The sequence below is a fragment of the Mesorhizobium sangaii genome (assembly GCF_014207355.1).
Taxonomy (GTDB): domain Bacteria; phylum Pseudomonadota; class Alphaproteobacteria; order Rhizobiales; family Rhizobiaceae; genus Mesorhizobium; species Mesorhizobium sangaii.
The window spans coordinates 1-18,915 of record NZ_JACHEF010000012.1; the positions used below are offsets into that span (position 1 = coordinate 1).

Here is an 18,915-nt window from a genome sequence, read left to right on the forward strand (position 1 = left end):
TCTGACCCATCAACTGCTCCTAAGTGCGCTCATAAGAGCACGCTTAAGACCACTCGTTCATCACCCGAACAAGGCGCGACACGCCGGATGGATACGAAATATTGCATCTTAGGTCAGTTGGAACATTGAATAACACGACCGATCGCAGGGACATGGTGTCCCTTACCGAGCGTCCGAAAGAACTTGTGCAACAGGAGCGGGTAGCGGTGACGCACTATGTTCGTCTACTGGACCGTCAATCAGCAGCACGTGCGCCAGCGGATTGTTTTGCATCACCGGCATAATGGTAGCCAACAGCCTCGATCATCTGCTGCGCTAGATCGGTACCGATGGCACCAGTCACGGGGACGGGCGTACGTTTCCGATGGTAATGAATCGCCACGCAACATACGTGGGATTGGTGGTCAAGACGGTCCCCTGCGCGACCGGTGGATAATGGCTTTTGTGAGCAACTCCCTATGGAGATGTTTGCGTTTTGCTATGACCAGGGGGTCACCGTTGCTCTCCTTGTAATCTCGCTTCGCCTCGTCCTTCGACATCATGTTTTTCTTCGTGAATTGCCGACGCTGGAACGCAAAGTCCGCAATTGCCACCGTGAGAAAACTCAATGCCGTATAGATGGCGATACTGAGCAACAGGTTGCCTGTCACTGCGCTTAGGCAGGATATCCCGCAACTCGGCGTCCAGACGAGCGCATGCATACCGTCGCGCAGCACGAGCAGCAGAACCGAGCCGAGTACCAAGATCTTTCCGATCGATTTGCCCAATTCAATGAGATTCCCCAGCGAAACGATCCTTTTGACGTTCTCCCTGGGGCTGAGCTTCGTCAGCGCCGGGGCGGCCGCCTTGAGCGTGAACATCGGGCCATTCTGCAAGACGTTGGCGCCCACGCCGATCACCAGAACGATGCCGATAAAGGGCGCGAGCATACGTTGTAGTTCGGCAAAATAGGACTGCAGCAGCTTTTGAGTGACGCTCAGGAGGTCGCCTTCGAGGAGCGGTATAGGCAACAGGATCATCGCCTCAAGCCGGTCTATCATGCCGGACAAGGAGGCGAAGAACAGAGCGAAGAATGCGATTGTCAGTGCTGCGGACACGACTTCATTGCTGCGCCCCACCTGCCCCTTCCTGCGCAGGTCGCGCAGCCTTTTGGGAGTAGGCTTTTCGGTCTTTTCGCCGCTCATGACAACCACTTGCCGATGAGGTTGAATATCGCGGCTTGTGTTGGCACGCGTTGATCGGCCTCGGCCAGAACGATCATGAGCGAAAGGACCAAGACCAAGAGGGCCACCGCACTCTTGACCGACATGGCGATAAAGAAGACCTGCAATTGCGGTGCGAAGCGGCCGATCAGTGCCACAGCCAGTTCGCTGAGGAGCATGGCAACGATGGCTGGACCGGCGAGAAGTAAAGTCAGTTGCATTACGACATCTGCGAGATGCAGAACCCCCGTGGGGAATGCCGGACCGAATGCAGGCTGCAAGCTCCAAAGGGGCCAGACGTCATGGGAGCGGTAGAGCGCTTCGATCAATGCGGAGAAGCCGCCAGTGGCAAACAGCCATGTGACGAAGAACTGGGCGAACAGCGTTCCAAGCGGCGAGACCTGATTGCCGCTCGCCGGATTCAAGAGGCTCGCCATCGCGGCGCCCCTCTGGTTGTCAATGAAGGTGCCCGCCGCCTCAACACCCCAGATGGTCACCGCAATTGGCATGCCGAGTACCAGCCCAAGCAAGAGTTCCTTCAGCCCTAGGCCCATGATCAGCTTCAGATCCCAGGTATCGAGGTTGGCAGGCCTAGTTGCCCAAGCATGGGCAATCACCGGGAAGCTCAATGCCGCGACCGCGCCGTTGCGCGCCAGTCCGGTCACAATGCCGCGCCCCAGAATAGGTATAATCAGCATCATGCCCGTGGTACGCGTCGTCGCGAGCGCAAAGACGACAAGGGCAGTATGCAAGAGAGACGGATCAAGTGGCGACATGAGACGGACCAGATAAGATGGTCGAGAGTGCCTCGCTGGGATCGCTCGCATAGTTGCTGCGAGAGATGACAGGCCGGCGGGGCATATTCTCGCGCCATTGCACTTACATCACTCCGATATTGTCGAAGACGTTCAGAGTATACTGGTAGAGCTCCCCACCCATCCAGCCGCCGGTTGTCAGTAAAACTAGGCTCACGCATATCAATTTCACCGCGAATGGAAGTGTCTGCTCATTAACTTGGGTTAGGGCCTGCACCAAGCTGACGACCAGCCCAACCGCCGTCGCGACGACGATCGTTGGCATCGACAGAATGAGAGTCAGTTTCAGCGCGTCGACGGCGATGTTGGCCAAAGTGGCGGGACTCATCACGATGGTCCCGCATAAGACAAGACCAGACCGTGAATCAGGCGCTGCCATCCGTTCACAGCGACGAACAAGAACAGCTTGAAGGGCAGCGAGATCGTCATCGGCGAAACCATCATCATACCCATCGCCAGAAGGATATTCGAAATCAGGAGATCGATGACGATGAAAGGCAGGAACAGCAGGAAACCTATCCTGAACGCGTCCGCCAGCTCGGATGTGATGAATGCAGGGATCAAAATCATTATATCGCTATCGGTCACCGCAGCGGCGTCCCCTTCGCTCCATAATTCACGGGTTGCATTGGCGAAGAAATGTCGCTCCTGTTGGGACGTGTTCTTCATGAGAAAATTGCGAAAGGGCTCCACAGCAAGCGGTATCGTTTCGCCGAGTCCACGGAGATCTTCGAACACGATCTCCTTGTGCCGTACTGCTTCATATGCGTTCTTGGCCGCTGGCTGCATGATATATACAGACAGCAGGATCGCGACCGCATTCATCGCCATGTTCGGCGGGATGTTCTGGACGCCGAGAGCATTTCGGATCAGACCGAACACGACCACGAGCTTGACGTACGACGTAACGGTGATCGCAAGGAACGGGACCACTGCGATCGCGCCGATCAAGGCGATCATCGCAGCGGGATCAGGCAACCCGGTGTTCATGACTCGGCGCGTTGTAGGCGCAGGTCTGCGACACGCACACCTGTCCGATCGGCGATGCGCACCAACTCGCCCGCAGCGATTACCTGGCCATTGACTCGCAAAGTGATATTGGTCGTGGCGTCGAAGCCGAGATCCAATATCTGGCCCACAGCGAGTTCACGAAGCTGCTTGAGCGACATGGTCAGGCGTCCGACCTCGACATCGACCAGTAGGTCGATGCTGTCGAAGGTTTCCGAAGGGAGAGAGTCTGATATACCCATCATGTGGTCCACCGCTGAGAGGACTGTAAGGCGGCCATCCATGATCGAGGCGCGAAATCCTGGATTGCCAGAGAGGCACAGTAGAACGGTCATCGCGCCGTCACGAGCGACCGGTGAGGCGTCGAGCAGGATGACGTCGCCCGGCGCAAGTGCCTGTAGTTCCGCCAAGCTAAGGCTCACACGAGCGACTCTTAGATCCAGAGACAACGCTAGATCGTCGAGGAGTGCGCACACGACCGGCAGCCCATCGCAGCAGCAGCCGGTGATCCAGTCGAGTCCGTCGGCATCGAATTCTACTAGTCCGAGGAGTTTGTCCGGACCGTCCAAGCGAACAAGCCCAATTGCGTAGGGGAGCACTTCGGCGATCTCGGACGAAGACCAGATGGGCCGCTGACCGCACCATCGTTCCACCTGGATCGCTACATCGCGTAGAACGATGTCGAACAGGATTTCCCGCAAGCCGGAATCCAGTGGCAGCGTCGTGATGTCTGGCCAATGTGTAACCGCCATGGGCGGAAGGAGAGTCGAGTCGATCGCGATGCGGATATTGTGGCCGTGTAGGCGTGCCAAAAACCGGCGGCAATCCGCCGGGACACGCAGAGGTGTCGAATCGGTCATGACGGCTGCCACGTCGATGCCAGCGAGGCTGAAAGCGGCCGGCAACCGGGTTGCAAGACGCGAAATGGCGGCGGCCTCTCGTGAACTATAGCAAGGCAGATCGATCACGTGCCCTCTCGGCTACCTAGTGAAAAACTGGCTGGAGCCCACGAGACCGTCGGTTGGGCCGCGAAGGAATGGAACTTTTTTTGACGAGTCGGCACCTCGTCCCTGCGTTCTTGCGCTCAAGCTCGTGGCTGCCGAGACCCTTGCCGGGGCGTCGTCCAATGACCCACACCTTTGCAAATTCCGCTCCTGGAGCGTTTGCGAGCACCGCTCGACGTCCCAGGTGCGGGCACCGGCGCGGTAGCCCGCCCCGCAGGTGGCTAGGCCATTCACACATCTCATCTTCGCTCGACCGGCTGCCGAGTCGCGATCCGCAAACCATGCCCTTGGAAATGCTGGATATTTCCGGGCTCGCCGCATCTTGGCACTGCAACATCTGGACGAATCCGCCAAGTACTTGTTTCGACAGTGGTTTTCGAGATGTGTGCATCCCCTAGCCGCAGGTGGGGGGAACAGTCACTCTTCGTGACGGCCGCCAACGCAGCATACCTACTAGCGAGCAGCCTCGCATCAGCTCGATGACTAACGATGCGGACGACCGTCGCAATGGACTCGATCGGTTCGGACAGGCTGTCGATGCAAGTCATTCGGGGTCCAATGATCATTCCGCGTCACGGCGACGGATATCCCGAAATCAGTCACTCGCCGGGAAGGGGGCATCCGCTCGATCGTCGAACGGTCGTTTACATTCCATCCACTCAACGCGGGCCAGAAGCAAATACCATGTCGATATTGGATCATCTGCCCTTCTTATGAATGAGATCTGATATACATCCATTCCTGGGTGCTCTTAACAGGAAGTGGTACCCCAGAAATCGTCTCCAGGTATTCAAAGCACGGCAGAAGCGTCTGGCCTGCCTGGGCGATGTTTCTTCGCAAACGAGTCGCCTCAGAGTCCCTTCCCGGTGCGCGCCTATCAGGTCCACTTGGAGGGCGCGGGGCTCGTGGGGCGCGTTGAACCAGACCGTTTGCGCCTTGCGTTTCTTCTAAGGCGTGGATCTGATCTGCCTGAGCGGATCGCCACGCCCGGACTCCGCGCAGGTTGCCGTCATACCGAGCGCCGATGAGGTGGTCGGCTTCTGCAGGCCGTGAATGGGACGAGCAACCGGGTCGCTCTAATGACCACTTATGCGGTGGGCTTACGCCCCGGGCCTGCGCCTCCGCGGGTGATGGACATTAATGGCAGCCGGATTTCATTCGCATCGACCGGGCAAGGGCGGCAAGCACCGCTATGTGAGCTGTCGCTGCACTGCTGCAGATTTTGCGCGTCTACCGGCCGTTGACCAAGGCGCGCGATGGCTGTTTCCCCGACGCGATTGCTGCGGCCCGATGCACCTGCAGACCTTCGGGATCGCCTGTCGAGGACTGTCAGGAATTCTGTGCCTGAGGTCATGAAGGAGAGAGCTATCCAACGCCTACGGACAAGGAACTTCCGGACCAACTGCTTCCCGCCTGCGATCCCAATGAGACGTTCGTCAAGGACGCGCCACGCGACGACCTGAAGAACGCGCTTCGCAGCGCATTCTGCACGCCAAGCTTGGCGAGCATCGAGGATGAAATCTGGCGGCGCCATCAATCGCCGCGGGGCTTCGAAGGGCCGGTTCTGACAGGCACGCCGAAGATGACGGTTTCGGTCCGCGCAATCGCACCGGCACTTCGACCCAAAGCTAATCGCCAAATAGATCATTTTTAAGTGTGTGCGGCATAAGCGCCTGACAGAAGACCGCACTCGATCACACGATGAGGGTCAGAAGCCTTTTGCATTACGGGCGGCTACCACGGAAGGCCAAATAGGGCAGCGCTCACAGCGCATTGCTCTCACAAGGGCGGTTAGTTTGTGGCGCAATCGCTCGATCCATAAAGATAGTCGTCCAAAGACATACCGCCTGTAGTATTCGCCTGTGGACAATTACTGAGTTTCGACGCGCTCCCATTCGAGGGGGCGCGCTTCGCTAAGGTGCTTTTCTAGTTGCGCGCCGAGCAAGGCACTTGCCGCATCGGCGGCGGAGGTGAGCGGCATGTGGGCGGATGAGATGAGGCATGCCGTCAGATGAATCGGTGGATCGATGACGACAGGCCTCAGAGCTTCGTAGCCTGGAACGTCCGAGAAATCCCCCTTGGGAACGATCGCGCTTGCTACGCCGGCTGTGACTAATGAGAGCACGCTGCAGAACGTGTCGGCCTCTGCGACGCAGTTCGGTATCACTCCGGCCGCTCCAAATGCCCGATCCAGTGCGACACGTATCGTATGCGGCTGCGCTGGCAGCACGAGAGGAACTCCCGCCAGCTCCTCGAGGGACACTGAGGGCGCCACATTTTCCGCGTTGGCAGGCCGGATTAGATAGAGGCGCTGGCGGAACAGCGGCTTGCGGGAAACACCATGGGTGGGTGTGTCCTCGAAGACCAGGCAAACGTCAAGCGCGTGCGATTCGATGAGCGACCTAATGCGTAGAAAGTCACCGGTCACCAAGCGCAGGGTCACTTTGGGGAGTGCTGTCCTGCAGGCGCCCGCTAAAGGGCCAGCGAGGGAGACAGCGAGCGACGAAGAAAGGCCGAGCCCCACCGAACCTTCTGGCTCTCCCTCCGTGGAGCGAACGATGCCTCGCAGTTGCTCTATCCGCTGCAAGATGGAGACGGCCTCCCGATAGAAGATCTTGCCCACTTGGGTCGGGCAAACGCCGCGTGCGCTCCGATGCAACAGAGTTGCGCCGAGCGTGGCTTCAAGGCCAGCGATCTGTTGGCTGAGGGCTGGCTGGGCCACATGAATGGTGGCCGCTGCCCGGCAGAAGCTCCCTGCATCGACGATACTTACGAAATATCGGAGGTGGCGTAGTTGCATGAGGATAGCCCTTGACAAGGTTGAAGAGAATAAGATTACTTCTGTAGCCGCTGTGGCAGCGGCAGCACCAACCATGGTTTCAATTGGGCCGAGGTGACCCCATTCTGCCCTGATATTGATGGGTTCTGAATCGCGAGCGAGCCGCGGGTTGCGATCCCGCGGGGCAACGTACTTCGCAATAAGAATATCGCCGCGCTCAAGCGCGCGCATGAAGAGTGAAATCCTCATTGCATGCGCTTTTTGCGCCGCCGACTCGTCTCGCCGCTGGGCCCCTACTGGTCAAAACCGTCGGAAAGACGCGCATTCGAATCCCGCAGCGACAGAGCGGCCGCCGCTCTTCGTCTTCTATTGGGGACACCGAACTCGTACTTCCTCGACTTGCACCGATACCCCGGCAGAGCGCGTCCGATCACGATCAGAGGGTTCTAATTCCGCCAGTCTGGCTACAGAGGAGCGCTGGCCCATTAGGGCCTCTAGAGGAACTCAGGATAAGGATCTTGGTTGAGTTCTGACTCAATGCTGATTTCATAATCACGCCTCTCTTCGAAGTTTACGGACAGCACCTACCGCAGGAAGCCAGGCGGAACGTCGTAGGCGAAGTATTCACTCACGATGCCGCATTGTGAACTGGAACCCTGCAACCAGCTTTTTCGTGCTGCGATAAAGCACAGCGCAATAACCAGGCCACTTTGCGCAGCGGTACATACGCCTTCTTTCGGCGGGCGCTGGTTGCCTTCCCAACAGATTGGCGGATTGTTGACATTCGGCATGTCTGCTTTCGAGCGAAGGAATAGATGCCAGATGTGAAGCGGCGCGGCAGGCCTAAGAACGTTTCCCCGCGAAAGAGGCTCTGACGCTGTTCGCAGCCCGATCTCCGCGGCAGCCTCGATCGCCTAAGAGACCGTTTTGAAAATCGGCTGGCTATGGGTTCCGTCTGAGGCTGGGTTATGATTCAAGCTGTGGATGTGGACAGAGCAGAGCCGTGGCCGGATGGCCCTAATTGCCAAGAAGATCAAGCGCTACCCGTCTGATTTGACGGACGAGGACTGGGAGCGGTTCGCACCGCTGATGCCCAAGCCTGGGCATCGCGGCCGTCCTCGTGAGGTTGATTTCCGGGAGGTGGTCAACGCCGTGCGCTACCTGGTCCGCTCCGGTTGCGATTGGCGGATGCTGCCGATCCATTTTGGACCCTGGCAGACGGTCTACGGCTGGTTCCGCGAGTTGGCGCGGCGCTTTCTGTTCCAGACCATCCACGACGTAGCGCTGATGCTGGATCGCGAGCGAGCCGGGCGCGAGGCCAGTCCCACGGCTGGCGTGATCGACAGCCAGTCGGTCAAGGCTCCGCAAGCTGAAACAAGGGGTTACGACGCCGGCAAGAAGATTGTCGGCCGCAAGCGACACATCGTCGTTGATACGGATGGGCGGCTGTTGATGGTCAACCTCACCACCGCCGATATCTCCGACAGTGCCGGCGCTCAGGCGATCCTGGATGGTATCCGCAAGCGCTGGCCCTGGGTGAAGCATCTGTTCGCCGACGGCGCCTATGACCGGCTAAGCTCATGGACAAAGCCACCTATCTCGACTTCGTGGTCGAGATCATCCGTCGATCCGACGACCAGAAGGGATTCCAGATCCTGCCCCGCCGCTGGGTCGTCGAGCGGACCTTCGGCTGGATGACAAGATGGCGCCGCCTCGTGCGCGACTACGAGCAGCGCATCGACGTCTCTCACGCCATGATCCTTGTCGCAATGGGCGGCAATCTCATCCGGCGAAACGCTCATCCGTGAATTTCAAAACGGTCTCTAAGAGGCAAAGGCCACTATCTGGTCCCGTCACGCTTGCCGCGCATGCCGGATCGAGCGGAGATGGAGCAACGGACGATAATGACGTCGAAAATGGATGCCACATCCAGAATTCAGATCCGGAATCCAACTTGAACCAAGCTCCCAAACGGCGCAGGGCGCAACGCCGCAGGATCGCAGCCGTGGCCAGTGCCGAAATCAGCATAGCAGATAAGTCCGGATGCTCGGCACGTCTTTTGCTCGGAACCATCTGATTGATGAAAACGATCCTACACATAAGGCTGATGCAAAATGCAGGTTGCTTCTAGCGGTTTGAAATTCGCCACCACAGTGCACAACCGACAGAATGTTGAATTGTTCGGGGCCGGCTGGAACTGGCGGCTTTTTTGATCCGGCCCTTCGATTGCCGATAGCGGCTGCGTTTGTCGGTCCATAGGGGGTGAATTATGAGGGGCATTGACGAGCGCGGCAAGGCGCCCATGTCGACATTTAGCGCTATCGAAGGTGATATTACGGACGATTCTCCCGCCCGAGCGGCTGTTGGAGTTGAAGGACCCGGACAATCATCCCGTTCTGTGGTGGAGCAGACGCGCTCTGAGCCTGAAGCGTCAAGCTCTTCCTCCTCTCTCAGCATGCAGCACATCAGTGTCCCTGATCTGCCCCCGGAGCTACTCGGTCAGATTGCCGAGCGGCTCAGCCCGACCGATCTGCTGAGGATGTCGCAGACACATCAACAGATGAGCAACGCCATTACGGAAATCGCGACGCTTCAAGCAAGGCGTGAAAGGGCTATCCGGGTTCAGGCCATCTGGAGAAGGTTGACGGAAGGGCGCGTTGGCGTCGAGAATCGCCTTGCCCCGCTTCTATATGGTGGCGTGATCCAATCACTCGCGCCCAACTTCAATTACCTCACCTGGGACCAGCAGGAGGGCCTCGTCGCGCTAGCCGAGGGCCTTGGCGACCCCTGGGATCGCTCCTTTGCCCTCCGAGCCTTCGCGATAGGCGTGGGAGAGCTTGCGCCCGAGCTCCAGCAGCGTCTCGTCGCGCTAGCCGAGGGGCTTGACCAGCCCTGGGATCGCGCTTCGGCCCTATGGGGCCTCGGACCGGGTGCGTCAGGGCTTGCGGCCACCCTCCAGCAGCGTCTCGTCGCGCTGGTGGAGGGCCTCGACCAGCCCTATAGTCCCTGGGCCCTTTGGGGCCTCGGAATGTGCGTGGGAGGGCTTGTGCCCGAGCTCCAGCAGCGTCTCGTCGTCCTTGCTGAGGGACTTGAGTCCTCTGGGCGCGCCAGGGCCCTACAGGGCCTCGGAGCGGGTGTGGCAAAGCTTGACCACGCCCTGCAGCAGCGTCTCCTCCTCATTGCTGAGGGACTTGAGCCCAAGCAGTGCGCCGCGGCCCTATGGGGCTTCGGAGGAGGCATGGGAGGGCTTGCGCCCGAGCTTCAGCAGCGTCTCGTGGTCCTGGCCGAGAGGCTCGGGCCCGAACATCTCGTCCCAGCCCTATGGGGCTTCGGAGCGGGTCTGGGAGGGCTTGTCCCCGCCCTCCAGCAGCGTCTCGTCGTCCTCGCCGAGGGACTTGGTCCCCAGTATAGCGTCTCGGTCCTATTGGGGTTCGGAGCACGCGTAGCAGAACTTGACCCTGCACTCCAACCGCGTCTCGTCGCCCTCGCCGAGGGACTTGACGACCCCGCTAATTGCCTCTTGGCCCTAAAGGGCTTTCGAGCGGGGCTGGCAGGGATTGCGCCGGGGCTCCAGGAGCGTCTCGTCGTCCTTGCCGAGGGACTTGACCCCGGTGAGCGCGCCTCAGTGGTGGAGGGGCTCGCAGCGGGTGTGGCAGGGGTTGCGCCCGCCCTGCAGGAGCGTCTCGTCGTCCTTGCCGAGGCACCCGGTAGGCCCTCGGACCGCGCGTCGGCCCTAAGGGGCCTCGGAGCGGGTGTGGCGGGGCTTCCGCCAGAGCTCCAGGAACGTCTCGTCGTCCTCGCCGAGGGACTTGAAGACGCCGTGCATCGCGGCTCGGCACTGAGGGGCCTTGGAGCGGGTCTGGGAGGGCTTGCGCCCGAGCTTCAGCAGCGTCTCGTCGTCCTGGCAGAAGGGCTCGATCAGCCGTGGCCTCGCATCTTCGCCCTGCAGGGCTTCGGAGTAGGCATGGCAGGGCTGGAGCCCGAGCTACAACGGCGCATCACTGCTCTTGCCGGCGGACTTGCCCAACCGGAGTATCGGGCTCGCGCCTTGGCAGCCCTATTGCCTAGGCCGCCCCGGGCGAGGGCGAGCTGGGAATTTGACCCCTCGGGAAACGGGAGATTTGACCCCCCCTCTCATTGATCTGCGGTTTCGTTGGTCTCGAGCGTCGTTCCGGCATTCTGCAATAGGCCGGAACGACGCTTTTGCGACGTGGCAGCTGTCACCTGTTAATCACTGTCGAATGATGAAGCAGACGATCAAGGAATCGCGGTTGCCACCACTATCCCCGCTCATGCGCTACACCAGCTGGAAGACAGATGAGCCGCATTGGCTTCGAACGGGAGATAGCCGAGTTCGTCGATGATCAACAGTTTCGGCGGCCAGATCCTTGATGATCACCGATAGCGGCTGCGCGACAATCACGATGATCTCATTCAGTTTGTCGGTCCCATTGGAGTGGGCCCCTCGGGCCGGACAGAGTCAGGCCGCTGATTTGACCGTCTGCCGGGTGTGTTGATCCTCGAATTGCATTGGACTGAGATAGCCGAGTGCTGAGTGAAGCCGTCGGCGGTTGTTGACCTCGTCAAAGAAATGCGGAAGGTGTTCGATGACATTTTCGCACGTCTCGAAGGCCATTGGATAGACGGCCTCGACTTTGAGCGTCTTCATGAAGCTTTCCGCCTTTGCGTTGTCGTAGGTATTGCCGCGCCGGCCCATGGAACCGACCAGGCCGTGGGCGGCAAGGTGATCGCGATAGGCTGTGGCGGCATATTGGGCGGATTCAACCGGTCGTCGCAACACCGGCATCATACTGTCCCCCAAGGAACTGGTCGAGGACTTCGGCAGGTGTTTTCCAGCCGCGCGTCGATCGAGCGGCTGATGGCGTATCCGACAACCCGCCGCGACCAGGCATCCAGGACAACGGCAACATAGGCAAAACCGCCGACGACGGTGACGTATGTGATATCGGCTCATAAGCCTGGAGAAGATCGGCCGCTGCCGCATCATCATCGAGAGCGCCCGCCTGAAACTTCTCGATCCATATCCGGATCAGATTGCATGAGATGTCGTGGCGCTTCGAGAGGGCATCAGGGTCTCGCCGCCGAAATACTCCTGCGAAACCTGCCGCTTGAACTCGACGCTGTGGGTTCGGTGCTTTGCCATGGGCCTTCATCCCCTGAAAGCCCGGCTATCCGGTCAATTACTGAAAACCATCCTGTCCGGCCCGAGGGGACTCCACATAGGGGGTGAACTATGAGGGGCATTGACTAGCGCGGCAAGGCGCCCATGTCGACATTTAGCGCTTATCGAAGGTGATATTACGGACGATTCTCCCGCCCGAGGGGCTGTTGGGGTTGAAGGACCCGGACAATCATCCCGTTCTGTGGTGGAGCAGACGCGCTCTGAGCCTGAAGCGTCAAGCTCTTCCTCCTCTCTCAGCATGCAGCACATCAGTGTCCCTGATCTGCCCCCGGAGCTACTAGGTCAGATTGCCGAGCGGCTCAGCCCGACCGATCTGCTGAGGATGTCGCAGACACATCAACAGATGAGCAACGCCATTACGGAAATCGCGACGCTTCAAGCAAGGCGTGAAAGGGCGGCACAGGCCGGACGCGGCGAGGAAGCGAGATAACCTCGGAGATCGCTCGTCATTGTCCTGACGTGGCTGGGAGAGCACCGCGCCGCCTCGGCGCGGACTGCCGCACGGATGGTGGTGGCGCTGTACGCCTGTGGGTCTTCGCCAAGGGCGAACAGCAAGCGCTTGATCATACGGCCCTGTCGCGAGATCGACCGATCGGACAGGCCTCGATGAACGGCGAGCCATCGCTGGTAGCCCAAGATAAGCGTAAGGTGAAGTCCAGACACAAGCCGATCTCCGATCCCAATGCAGAACCGGCAACCTCACAGATAGCGACCAAGCCCGAAAGGTCCCGCTTACGATGAAAGTGCGCTGCTGCCTGCCAATCTTCAAGGCCTTCTGGTTGTTGTTCGGAGTGCCTCGCCAAAGGATCGCGCCGTATCTCACTGACCGACGTGTACTTGCGGCGCGGCAATCAACGTGAGGGCGCGCTCCCAGCTTCATTGTCGCGCCGCAGTTGAGGCAACGCGACCTACATCACGGCCTTTTTTTGGCTAAGCTTCCTGCCGACTCGTGCGCCCGGATCCGCCTGGGCTGATTAGGCCTGAGGAATGAGATCATACTTAGATTCCTGCCACCATAATACTCTTCCGCCGCCTTCAGACAGACATCCGAGTAGAACGCATCTGCATCCTCGATCGCGTACCCAGCGCCCGCGAAGCAGCCACGCGCTACCTCATGGAGCGTATGCCGGATCGAACTCGTGTCGTCGTACACCGCGTTGAGGCACGATATGACTACAATGACCTCTTCCTTTGAGAGCCGTTGCTGTCCGCTCATCAAGCGCGCATGGTTGATGCAGGCGATGGCGTTGGCGCACGTGAATGAATCGCCAAGGCCTGAGCAATCCTCGAATCCGTTGCCCTTCTCATTCAATTTGAAGTGAGCAATGGGCAAATTTTTCATCTCTGCGATGTCCCGGTGGTTCAGGTCCTCGACCACCGCGGGATCGTAAGCTGAATGCATCTCCTGAAGCCCGGTGTCGAGTTTGTGCAGCCACGGCCCCATCAGGCTGGTGTTGCGCTTCAGCTGGCTTTTATACGGATCCTCGAACATCAGAGACGCGTCCAACTTCTCAGTTTCCGCCAGTGACAGAAAACCGTGCTCGGCGAGGGTCTTCATCACGACCTTCTCGGCATTTCCCCAGTGCGCTTGCGCAGCGTAGACCTGCCTGAAGTTTAGGATGGTCTGGCCGGCCGCGAACTGGGCCTCTTCGCTAAGCGTGCAATTCTTGTCGAGCAGCCCCTCGAGCGTCTCGGTGCATTGCTTGAAAGTTAGGCCCTTTTCGCTTTGAAAGGCATCCTGGAGGTGCTGCGCGCCCTTGTTCACGAAAGGCTGAGTGGCCGATCTCGAGGTGTAGCCATAGGCGTTGGTATCCTCATTGAGCACACCCGTCAGCGCGTACTTGTTCTTTTTATCGTATAGCGGGCTCTTCGTCAGGTCCGAATCTTTCGGCACCTGAGGCGGCCTGTACTTGGCCACGCACTCGTCCTTCACAAGATGGCCCTTCATGCAGGCTAGGTTCAGAATGAGTGCCCGGCGCGCCTGGGTAGAATCCGCCAAGCGCGCGACGTGCACGCGGGTCGCCGCCCGGTAGTCGATCATAGTTACGAACTGGTTGTCCCCGAAAGCGCGGATTGGAATGAGAGGATGCCCATTCAAACGCTGAGCTTCGGGGCTGGCGGCGTGATAGCGTGTGTAGTACTCCCTCGCCTTCGCCTGGGCGGTCCTAAGCCGTTCGTTGCTGGTGAAGCCCTTTCTCCCATCATGCAGAGAGGTGGTGGAAAGGGGAAAGTCGTTGGCGATTCTATCGTAGGCCCAGCCCGCGCCTGCGAGGCACAAGCCGTACTTCACCGCGCGCGCGAAAAGGATTGATCCGTCGCTCGTTCCGCCTTCCGCCGCCGCCCCATCGTGCTTTCCATCCCCACCCTTCGACGGTGCCTGATTCCTCGCAGGTGAGGTTTCCGTATTCCGGGAACGAAACACAGCAAGTGAATGAACCGCTTCGTGGAACGCAGTCATTGCACTCGGGGCCTCTACCAGTCCCTCAACGACCCGCCGGTCTAACGCCGAAAGGCCGTTAAGGTGGTTATTCCCAATTCGCATCTCACCGCTCCTCTATCAATGCCCATGATGCAGCTTCAGGAGCCATTCCGGGCATCAGCGCCTTCCGGATTGCATGGACAGCTTACCTCGGGGCGGTACGGCTGGGCAGGTGGTTGCCCCTGGCTGGCTATTGCACCGATGAGGACGTCCGGCCTGTTGCCTGCCGTGGAGCCAGCCACCCCCAACGATAGGGCCGTTATCCATCGTGCTGCGGCCTTAGAGCGAGACTGCCGGATCTGACCAATACTCCGGCCCGCCGCCATCCCGGAAATGGCGGGCGTTGTGGATGCGGCAATCACGACCTCATCCGATCTTTCACCGCATGGCGGTATCGGAGCAGAATCTTGGGGAAACAGGTTACCAGAATATCGCCTTGCTCCTTGCCCAAATTATTCCGCCTCTGGACGAAATCCTCTAATTCCAAATCCGCTGAGCGCTCTTCCTCGAGGGTGGCGTTGGTGCGCAAGGCTCGAACGAGACCCTCGAATTTGCTAACCTCGCGCCATGCCTCACGCGCCATGCCGTACGCCTCCTCACGTGCCTGCCGAGCTAAGTCGGTTTGTGCCCTAGCCTGTTCGAGGCGCTTTTGGAGCAGCTGTTCGTGTTGACGCAGCGAGATCATCTTCGCGTTCACCTCGTCAAGATCAATGAGAGCGGCGGCTTCCCCGATCAAAGGGTCGTACAGCGCGGCTTCGCGACCGGGAAGGTCTTCGCGCCATCTACGAAGGTCCGCCAAGGCGGTTCCGACAGCCGCGACAGCATTGTCGAGGGTCGCATGGCTCAGGCGCAGCGCATCTTCGGCGCGGCCGCGCCGCATTTTCTTCAATTCGAGAAGGCGATGTACGGCTCTGGGAATCATGCCAGACACGCGGCAAGCGCATCGAGCGTTGCAGCGAAGCCGATCTGCTCCTTTGTGGACTGCCGCAAGAAGGTTCGTATGCGCTCTATTTTGGTGATCGCTGCATCGGCGAGCGGATCGGCTCCTTTCCTGTACTCGCCAACGCGTACCAACAGCTCCACCTCCTGGTATTTGGCCATTAGCTGCCGCAGCCTGCCCGCCAACCGCTCGTGGTCCGACGACACGATAGCGCTCATGACGCGGCTGACACTCGCCAGAATGTCGATAGCGGGATACTGATTCGAAATCGCCAGGGCGCGTGAGAGCACGATATGACCATCAAGGACGGATCGGGTTTCATCGGTCACCGGTTCGGCCATATCATCGCCCTCCACGAGCACGGTGTAAAAGGCCGTTATGGATCCCCGGTGGTTGTTCCCAGCGCGTTCCATAAGCCGCGGCAGTGAAGCAAAAACTGATGGCGGGAAACCACGCCGTGTCGGCGGCTCACCGGCCGCAAGACCAATCTCCCTCAGCGCACGCGCGAAACGGGTCACCGAATCCATGAGAAGCAGCACACGCTGTCCTTGGTCGCGATACCATTCGGCGATCGCGGTAGCGACATAGGCCGCCTTGGCCCGCTCCGTTGCAGAGCGGTCGGAACAGGCAACGACAAGAACCGCTCTCGATCGCGCTTTTGCGCCGAGATTGTGTTCGATCAACTCCTGCACCTCCCGGCCACGCTCGCCGATCAGCGCTATCACGGTCACGTCGACCGCTGCGCCACGCACCAGCATCGCCATCAGGGTGCTCTTGCCCCCGCCTGAAGCGGCAAAAATGCCCATGCGCTGTCCCTCGCCGCACGTTAGAAGACCATCGATCGCCCGTATGCCGACAGGAAGAACCTTGTCGATGATACGACGGGTTAAGGGATCCGGTGCGTCCCTGTATACAGGCAGCCGGGCTTCCGGAAGCAAGGGCCCCTTGGTGGATGCGTCCAAAGGTCGGCCGAAACCGTCGAGGACGCGCCCGAGCAGGTTCCAACCGGTCGGTACCATGAGGGGCTTTCCAATTGGGATCACTTCAGTGAGCGTGGAGAGGCCCTGCATTTCCCCGAGCGGTGTCAGAATGGCGACATCGCCCTGGACGCCGACGACTTCCGCCGACAGTTCGAAGTCGTTCTCGGGATTGCGGAGAGTGCAAAGGTCACCAATGCGGGCGCCCGGCGCCATGGCACGGATCACCGTCCCGATGATCTGGAGGACACGGCCGCGGACGTGCATTGTCGGCGCCTGCGCAACTGCTCTTTTCGCAAGCTGGAAGAAACGATCGATTTCCTCGTGCTCAGGGGGAATAACTACGTTCGTCGGCTCGGCTGGCTCGGACATCTCTTATGCTTTTGGAACATTACAATTGTCTGGCTTTGCAGAGCCTGATAGGCCGTTACGCATGCCACTTTCGATCGCGGCAAGCTGGCTCTCGATCGTGGCGTCGACCAGTCCGGCATCGGTCTCGAGAATGCATCCGGCATCATTTACGCGCGCGTCGCCAATCAGGTCGACTACGGCGCGCGATGTCGCCGTCGGGAGGATATCGTCTAACCGGTTGCGGACTGCCTCAAGGAGAGACGGTGCCACGCGTAGCCGGACGAGGGAGCTGTGGCCCCCGAATTTCAGACCGCGCAAAGCGATCTGGACCGCCGCTTCGACAGGCTCGACGGTGTCGATGATCCGGCGCGCGATCTGCAGGCCCATATCGATGATCTGCTCCTCATTTTGCGCCATAATGCGCACAGACTCCGTGGCGATCGCCGTCAAACGGGCTTCGATCGCCGCTTTTGCCGCAGCCAAGCCAGCCTCTTTGGCCTGCGCCTCGATCGCTCGAGCGGATGCGCGCGCGGCATCGATGAGCGCGCAGGCTTCGCGCCGCGCCTGCATAAGCACTTGCTCGGCGTCCACCAGTGCCTGTGCGCTCCCGGCCGGCAAGATTCGCCCAGGGCCGAGGATACCGGCCGATGCAGGTGTCAGCTGAACCAATGCGACCATGTTGGCATCCTCTTACGGACCAGGCGCCGCATCGCATGAAATGCGTCCTCGTTAGCATTGTCGTCACGACAGGCGTCCACCACTGCCGCCCAGATCGGCGCGGGACGGCGCAAGCCCAGCCGAGCCCGCAGCATTTGCGGAATGCCGCCAATCGCCAGACCGAACATCGCCGCGCCGCATTGAAGCAATGCGCTGGGCGCGGACGGAATGTCAGAAGCACCGAGCGCTGACATCAGTTCGGCAGTCGGTCGCGGCATTAGTGCAGCTTGCGAGGCGAATGCGACGGCTTCTTCACCGAGGGCCGCGCGAACCGCTGCGATATCGGTCGTCCGAAGAAGTCCGGTAAGGCCGAATGCACCCACCCAGGCGCCGGCCAGGCGCATGAGGCGCACGGCGTCCGGCGCGGGGAGGAACGCGAGCCGGCTTCGTCGCGCGGCGCCCGCGGAAATGATGGCGGACGGTTCATCAACTTGTCCACGAAGGAGCCAGTGCCCAAGCTTAACACGAATGAACGGGTCCGTGTGAGCGGTATCGAGCGGCATCCATTCGGGCCAACCATGCGCCATTGTGAAATCGAGATCAGCGGCAGGATCGGCAATGCAGCACATCACGGCTCTCGCCCACGGTGCTTCAACCCATTCATCCGACACTGCTGTTCTCCCGGCGATCACTGCTGAATTGCTCAATTTCGGTTAATCTCATTGAGCCGCTAGGGCGGATGTCTGACGGAGGCGACGCCATAGCAGGAACCCGAGGACGCCATTGCCGATTAGCAATACCGCTATGCCGCATACAAGGCCGATCACTAGATGGGCTGCGCCGCTGTCTTCTGTCGTGACGACGGCTGTTCTATCGACGGAACGCAATAAAGGCTTATTCGGGCTTGCCTCTACGAGCACGACGGAGACCCTTTCATAGGATAGGGCTTCCAAGCTGTTTGCGACGAGCTCCTTTATTTTTGGTATCATCTGATCGACGGTAGTGCCGGGCGCGTAACGGACGAGCACGGCAGCGCTCGACGGGAAGGACGGGTGTCGACCATCACTCGTCTCTTCGGGTGACAACACCACATGGACCCGGGCATTGAGCACGCCATCAAAGATAGACAATGTCCGCGATAGCTCCTGTGTGATGCCATAGATGTAGCGCACACGCTCTTCTGTTGGCGATGAGATCATGCCTTCTTTCTTGAAAAGACTGCCCATATCGGCGTAGAGGTCGTGAGGCAGTCCAGCGCCGTTCAACACTTCCATGGCAGTGGGAACATCCTTAATATCTACTGACAACGAGGCAGCGCCGCTGTTGTCCGTCGTTTTTTCGGCATAGATGCTTTGACTCATGAGCAGTGCGAGCATTTCGTTTGCTTCGTGCGCCGGAAGATTGCGGTACAGCTCGAGCTTCGATTCGCAGCTCCCCAGCGTCAACAACAAGAGAAGTGTCGCCAGCCACTTCAACACGAACGTCACACCCGTCCACCAG

Annotated in this window: 16 protein-coding genes and 2 pseudogenes; 3 read left to right on the forward strand and 15 right to left on the reverse strand. The window is 59.6% G+C overall.

What is annotated here, in order from left to right:
- Nucleotides 1-404: 404 nt before the first annotated feature.
- The 7 genes from HNQ71_RS32440 to HNQ71_RS32470 all read right to left on the reverse strand — a co-directional run bounded on the left by HNQ71_RS32440 (nucleotide 405) and on the right by HNQ71_RS32470 (nucleotide 7,599).
- A complete protein-coding gene (locus tag HNQ71_RS32440) occupies nucleotides 405-1,184 on the reverse strand; it encodes an EscU/YscU/HrcU family type III secretion system export apparatus switch protein (protein WP_184878239.1) in 780 nt (259 codons plus the stop codon).
- Entirely contained in the window at nucleotides 1,181-1,978 is a 798-nt protein-coding gene (gene sctT / locus HNQ71_RS32445; RefSeq protein WP_184878257.1) for a type III secretion system export apparatus subunit SctT, read from the reverse strand. The genes HNQ71_RS32440 and sctT overlap by 4 nt, the downstream gene beginning before the upstream one ends.
- Nucleotides 1,979-2,081: 103 nt before the next feature.
- Nucleotides 2,082-2,345 (reverse strand): type III secretion system export apparatus subunit SctS, encoded by a 264-nt coding sequence (sctS, locus tag HNQ71_RS32450; RefSeq protein WP_184878273.1) that lies wholly within the window; start codon nucleotides 2,343-2,345, stop codon nucleotides 2,082-2,084.
- Nucleotides 2,345-3,007: a type III secretion system export apparatus subunit SctR gene (gene sctR / locus HNQ71_RS32455; RefSeq protein WP_184878290.1), complete on the reverse strand. Its 663-nt coding sequence runs from the start codon at nucleotides 3,005-3,007 to the stop codon at nucleotides 2,345-2,347. The genes sctS and sctR overlap by 1 nt, the downstream gene beginning before the upstream one ends.
- A complete protein-coding gene (sctQ, locus tag HNQ71_RS32460) occupies nucleotides 3,004-3,993 on the reverse strand; it encodes a type III secretion system cytoplasmic ring protein SctQ (RefSeq protein ID WP_184878310.1) in 990 nt (329 codons plus the stop codon). Before sctQ ends, sctR begins: the two co-directional genes overlap by 4 nt.
- A gap of 1,906 nt (nucleotides 3,994-5,899) precedes the next feature.
- Nucleotides 5,900-7,057, reverse strand: coding sequence for a LysR substrate-binding domain-containing protein (locus HNQ71_RS32465; RefSeq protein WP_184878315.1), 1,158 nt, complete (start codon nucleotides 7,055-7,057; stop codon nucleotides 5,900-5,902).
- A 335-nt stretch (nucleotides 7,058-7,392) separates the two neighbouring features.
- Nucleotides 7,393-7,599: a hypothetical protein gene (locus tag HNQ71_RS32470; RefSeq protein WP_184878317.1), complete on the reverse strand. Its 207-nt coding sequence runs from the start codon at nucleotides 7,597-7,599 to the stop codon at nucleotides 7,393-7,395.
- A gap of 193 nt (nucleotides 7,600-7,792) precedes the next feature.
- Here HNQ71_RS32470 and HNQ71_RS32475 point away from each other — a divergent pair.
- A protein-coding gene (locus HNQ71_RS32475) for an IS5 family transposase (RefSeq protein WP_246462319.1) occupies nucleotides 7,793-8,616 on the forward strand; the annotation gives its coding sequence in 2 pieces (ribosomal slippage) (nucleotides 7,793-8,389 and nucleotides 8,392-8,616; 822 coding nt in all).
- 461 nt (nucleotides 8,617-9,077) lie between these two features.
- On the forward strand, nucleotides 9,078-10,949 hold the full coding sequence (locus tag HNQ71_RS32480; protein WP_184878320.1) for an F-box protein: 1,872 nt from the start codon (nucleotides 9,078-9,080) through the stop codon (nucleotides 10,947-10,949).
- Here HNQ71_RS32480 and HNQ71_RS35965 read toward each other — a convergent pair.
- Nucleotides 10,943-11,185 (reverse strand): annotated as a pseudogene (locus HNQ71_RS35965) (ATP-binding protein); the annotation flags it as partial. The gene HNQ71_RS32480 and the pseudogene HNQ71_RS35965 overlap by 7 nt on opposite strands.
- A 103-nt stretch (nucleotides 11,186-11,288) precedes the next feature.
- Nucleotides 11,289-11,582, reverse strand: a pseudogene (locus tag HNQ71_RS35970) (transposase); the annotation flags it as partial.
- A gap of 667 nt (nucleotides 11,583-12,249) precedes the next feature.
- Here HNQ71_RS35970 and HNQ71_RS35975 point away from each other — a divergent pair.
- Nucleotides 12,250-12,441 carry an F-box protein gene (locus HNQ71_RS35975; protein ID WP_184878326.1) on the forward strand — a complete coding sequence of 64 codons (192 nt, stop codon included), beginning with the start codon at nucleotides 12,250-12,252 and terminating at the stop codon, nucleotides 12,439-12,441.
- Between the two features lie 483 nt (nucleotides 12,442-12,924).
- Here HNQ71_RS35975 and xopAG read toward each other — a convergent pair whose 3' ends face one another.
- From xopAG to sctJ, 6 genes are all read right to left on the reverse strand, one after another.
- Nucleotides 12,925-14,469, reverse strand: coding sequence for a XopAG/AvrGf1 family type III secretion system effector (gene xopAG, locus HNQ71_RS32495; protein ID WP_210334136.1), 1,545 nt, complete (start codon nucleotides 14,467-14,469; stop codon nucleotides 12,925-12,927).
- 379 nt (nucleotides 14,470-14,848) lie between these two features.
- Nucleotides 14,849-15,412 (reverse strand): type III secretion system stalk subunit SctO, encoded by a 564-nt coding sequence (gene sctO, locus HNQ71_RS32500; RefSeq protein ID WP_184878329.1) that lies wholly within the window; start codon nucleotides 15,410-15,412, stop codon nucleotides 14,849-14,851.
- Nucleotides 15,409-16,779, reverse strand: coding sequence for a type III secretion system ATPase SctN (sctN, locus tag HNQ71_RS32505; RefSeq protein ID WP_184878347.1), 1,371 nt, complete (start codon nucleotides 16,777-16,779; stop codon nucleotides 15,409-15,411). Before sctN ends, sctO begins: the two co-directional genes overlap by 4 nt.
- A 3-nt stretch (nucleotides 16,780-16,782) precedes the next feature.
- Nucleotides 16,783-17,436, reverse strand: coding sequence for a FliH/SctL family protein (locus HNQ71_RS32510; protein WP_184878350.1), 654 nt, complete (start codon nucleotides 17,434-17,436; stop codon nucleotides 16,783-16,785).
- Nucleotides 17,415-18,122, reverse strand: a complete 708-nt coding sequence (locus tag HNQ71_RS32515) for a hypothetical protein (RefSeq protein ID WP_184878353.1) — start codon at nucleotides 18,120-18,122, stop codon at nucleotides 17,415-17,417. The genes HNQ71_RS32510 and HNQ71_RS32515 overlap by 22 nt, the downstream gene beginning before the upstream one ends.
- 12 nt (nucleotides 18,123-18,134) lie before the next feature.
- Nucleotides 18,135-18,902 carry a type III secretion system inner membrane ring lipoprotein SctJ gene (gene sctJ, locus HNQ71_RS32520; protein ID WP_184878368.1) on the reverse strand — a complete coding sequence of 256 codons (768 nt, stop codon included), beginning with the start codon at nucleotides 18,900-18,902 and terminating at the stop codon, nucleotides 18,135-18,137.
- Nucleotides 18,903-18,915: the final 13 nt, after the last annotated feature.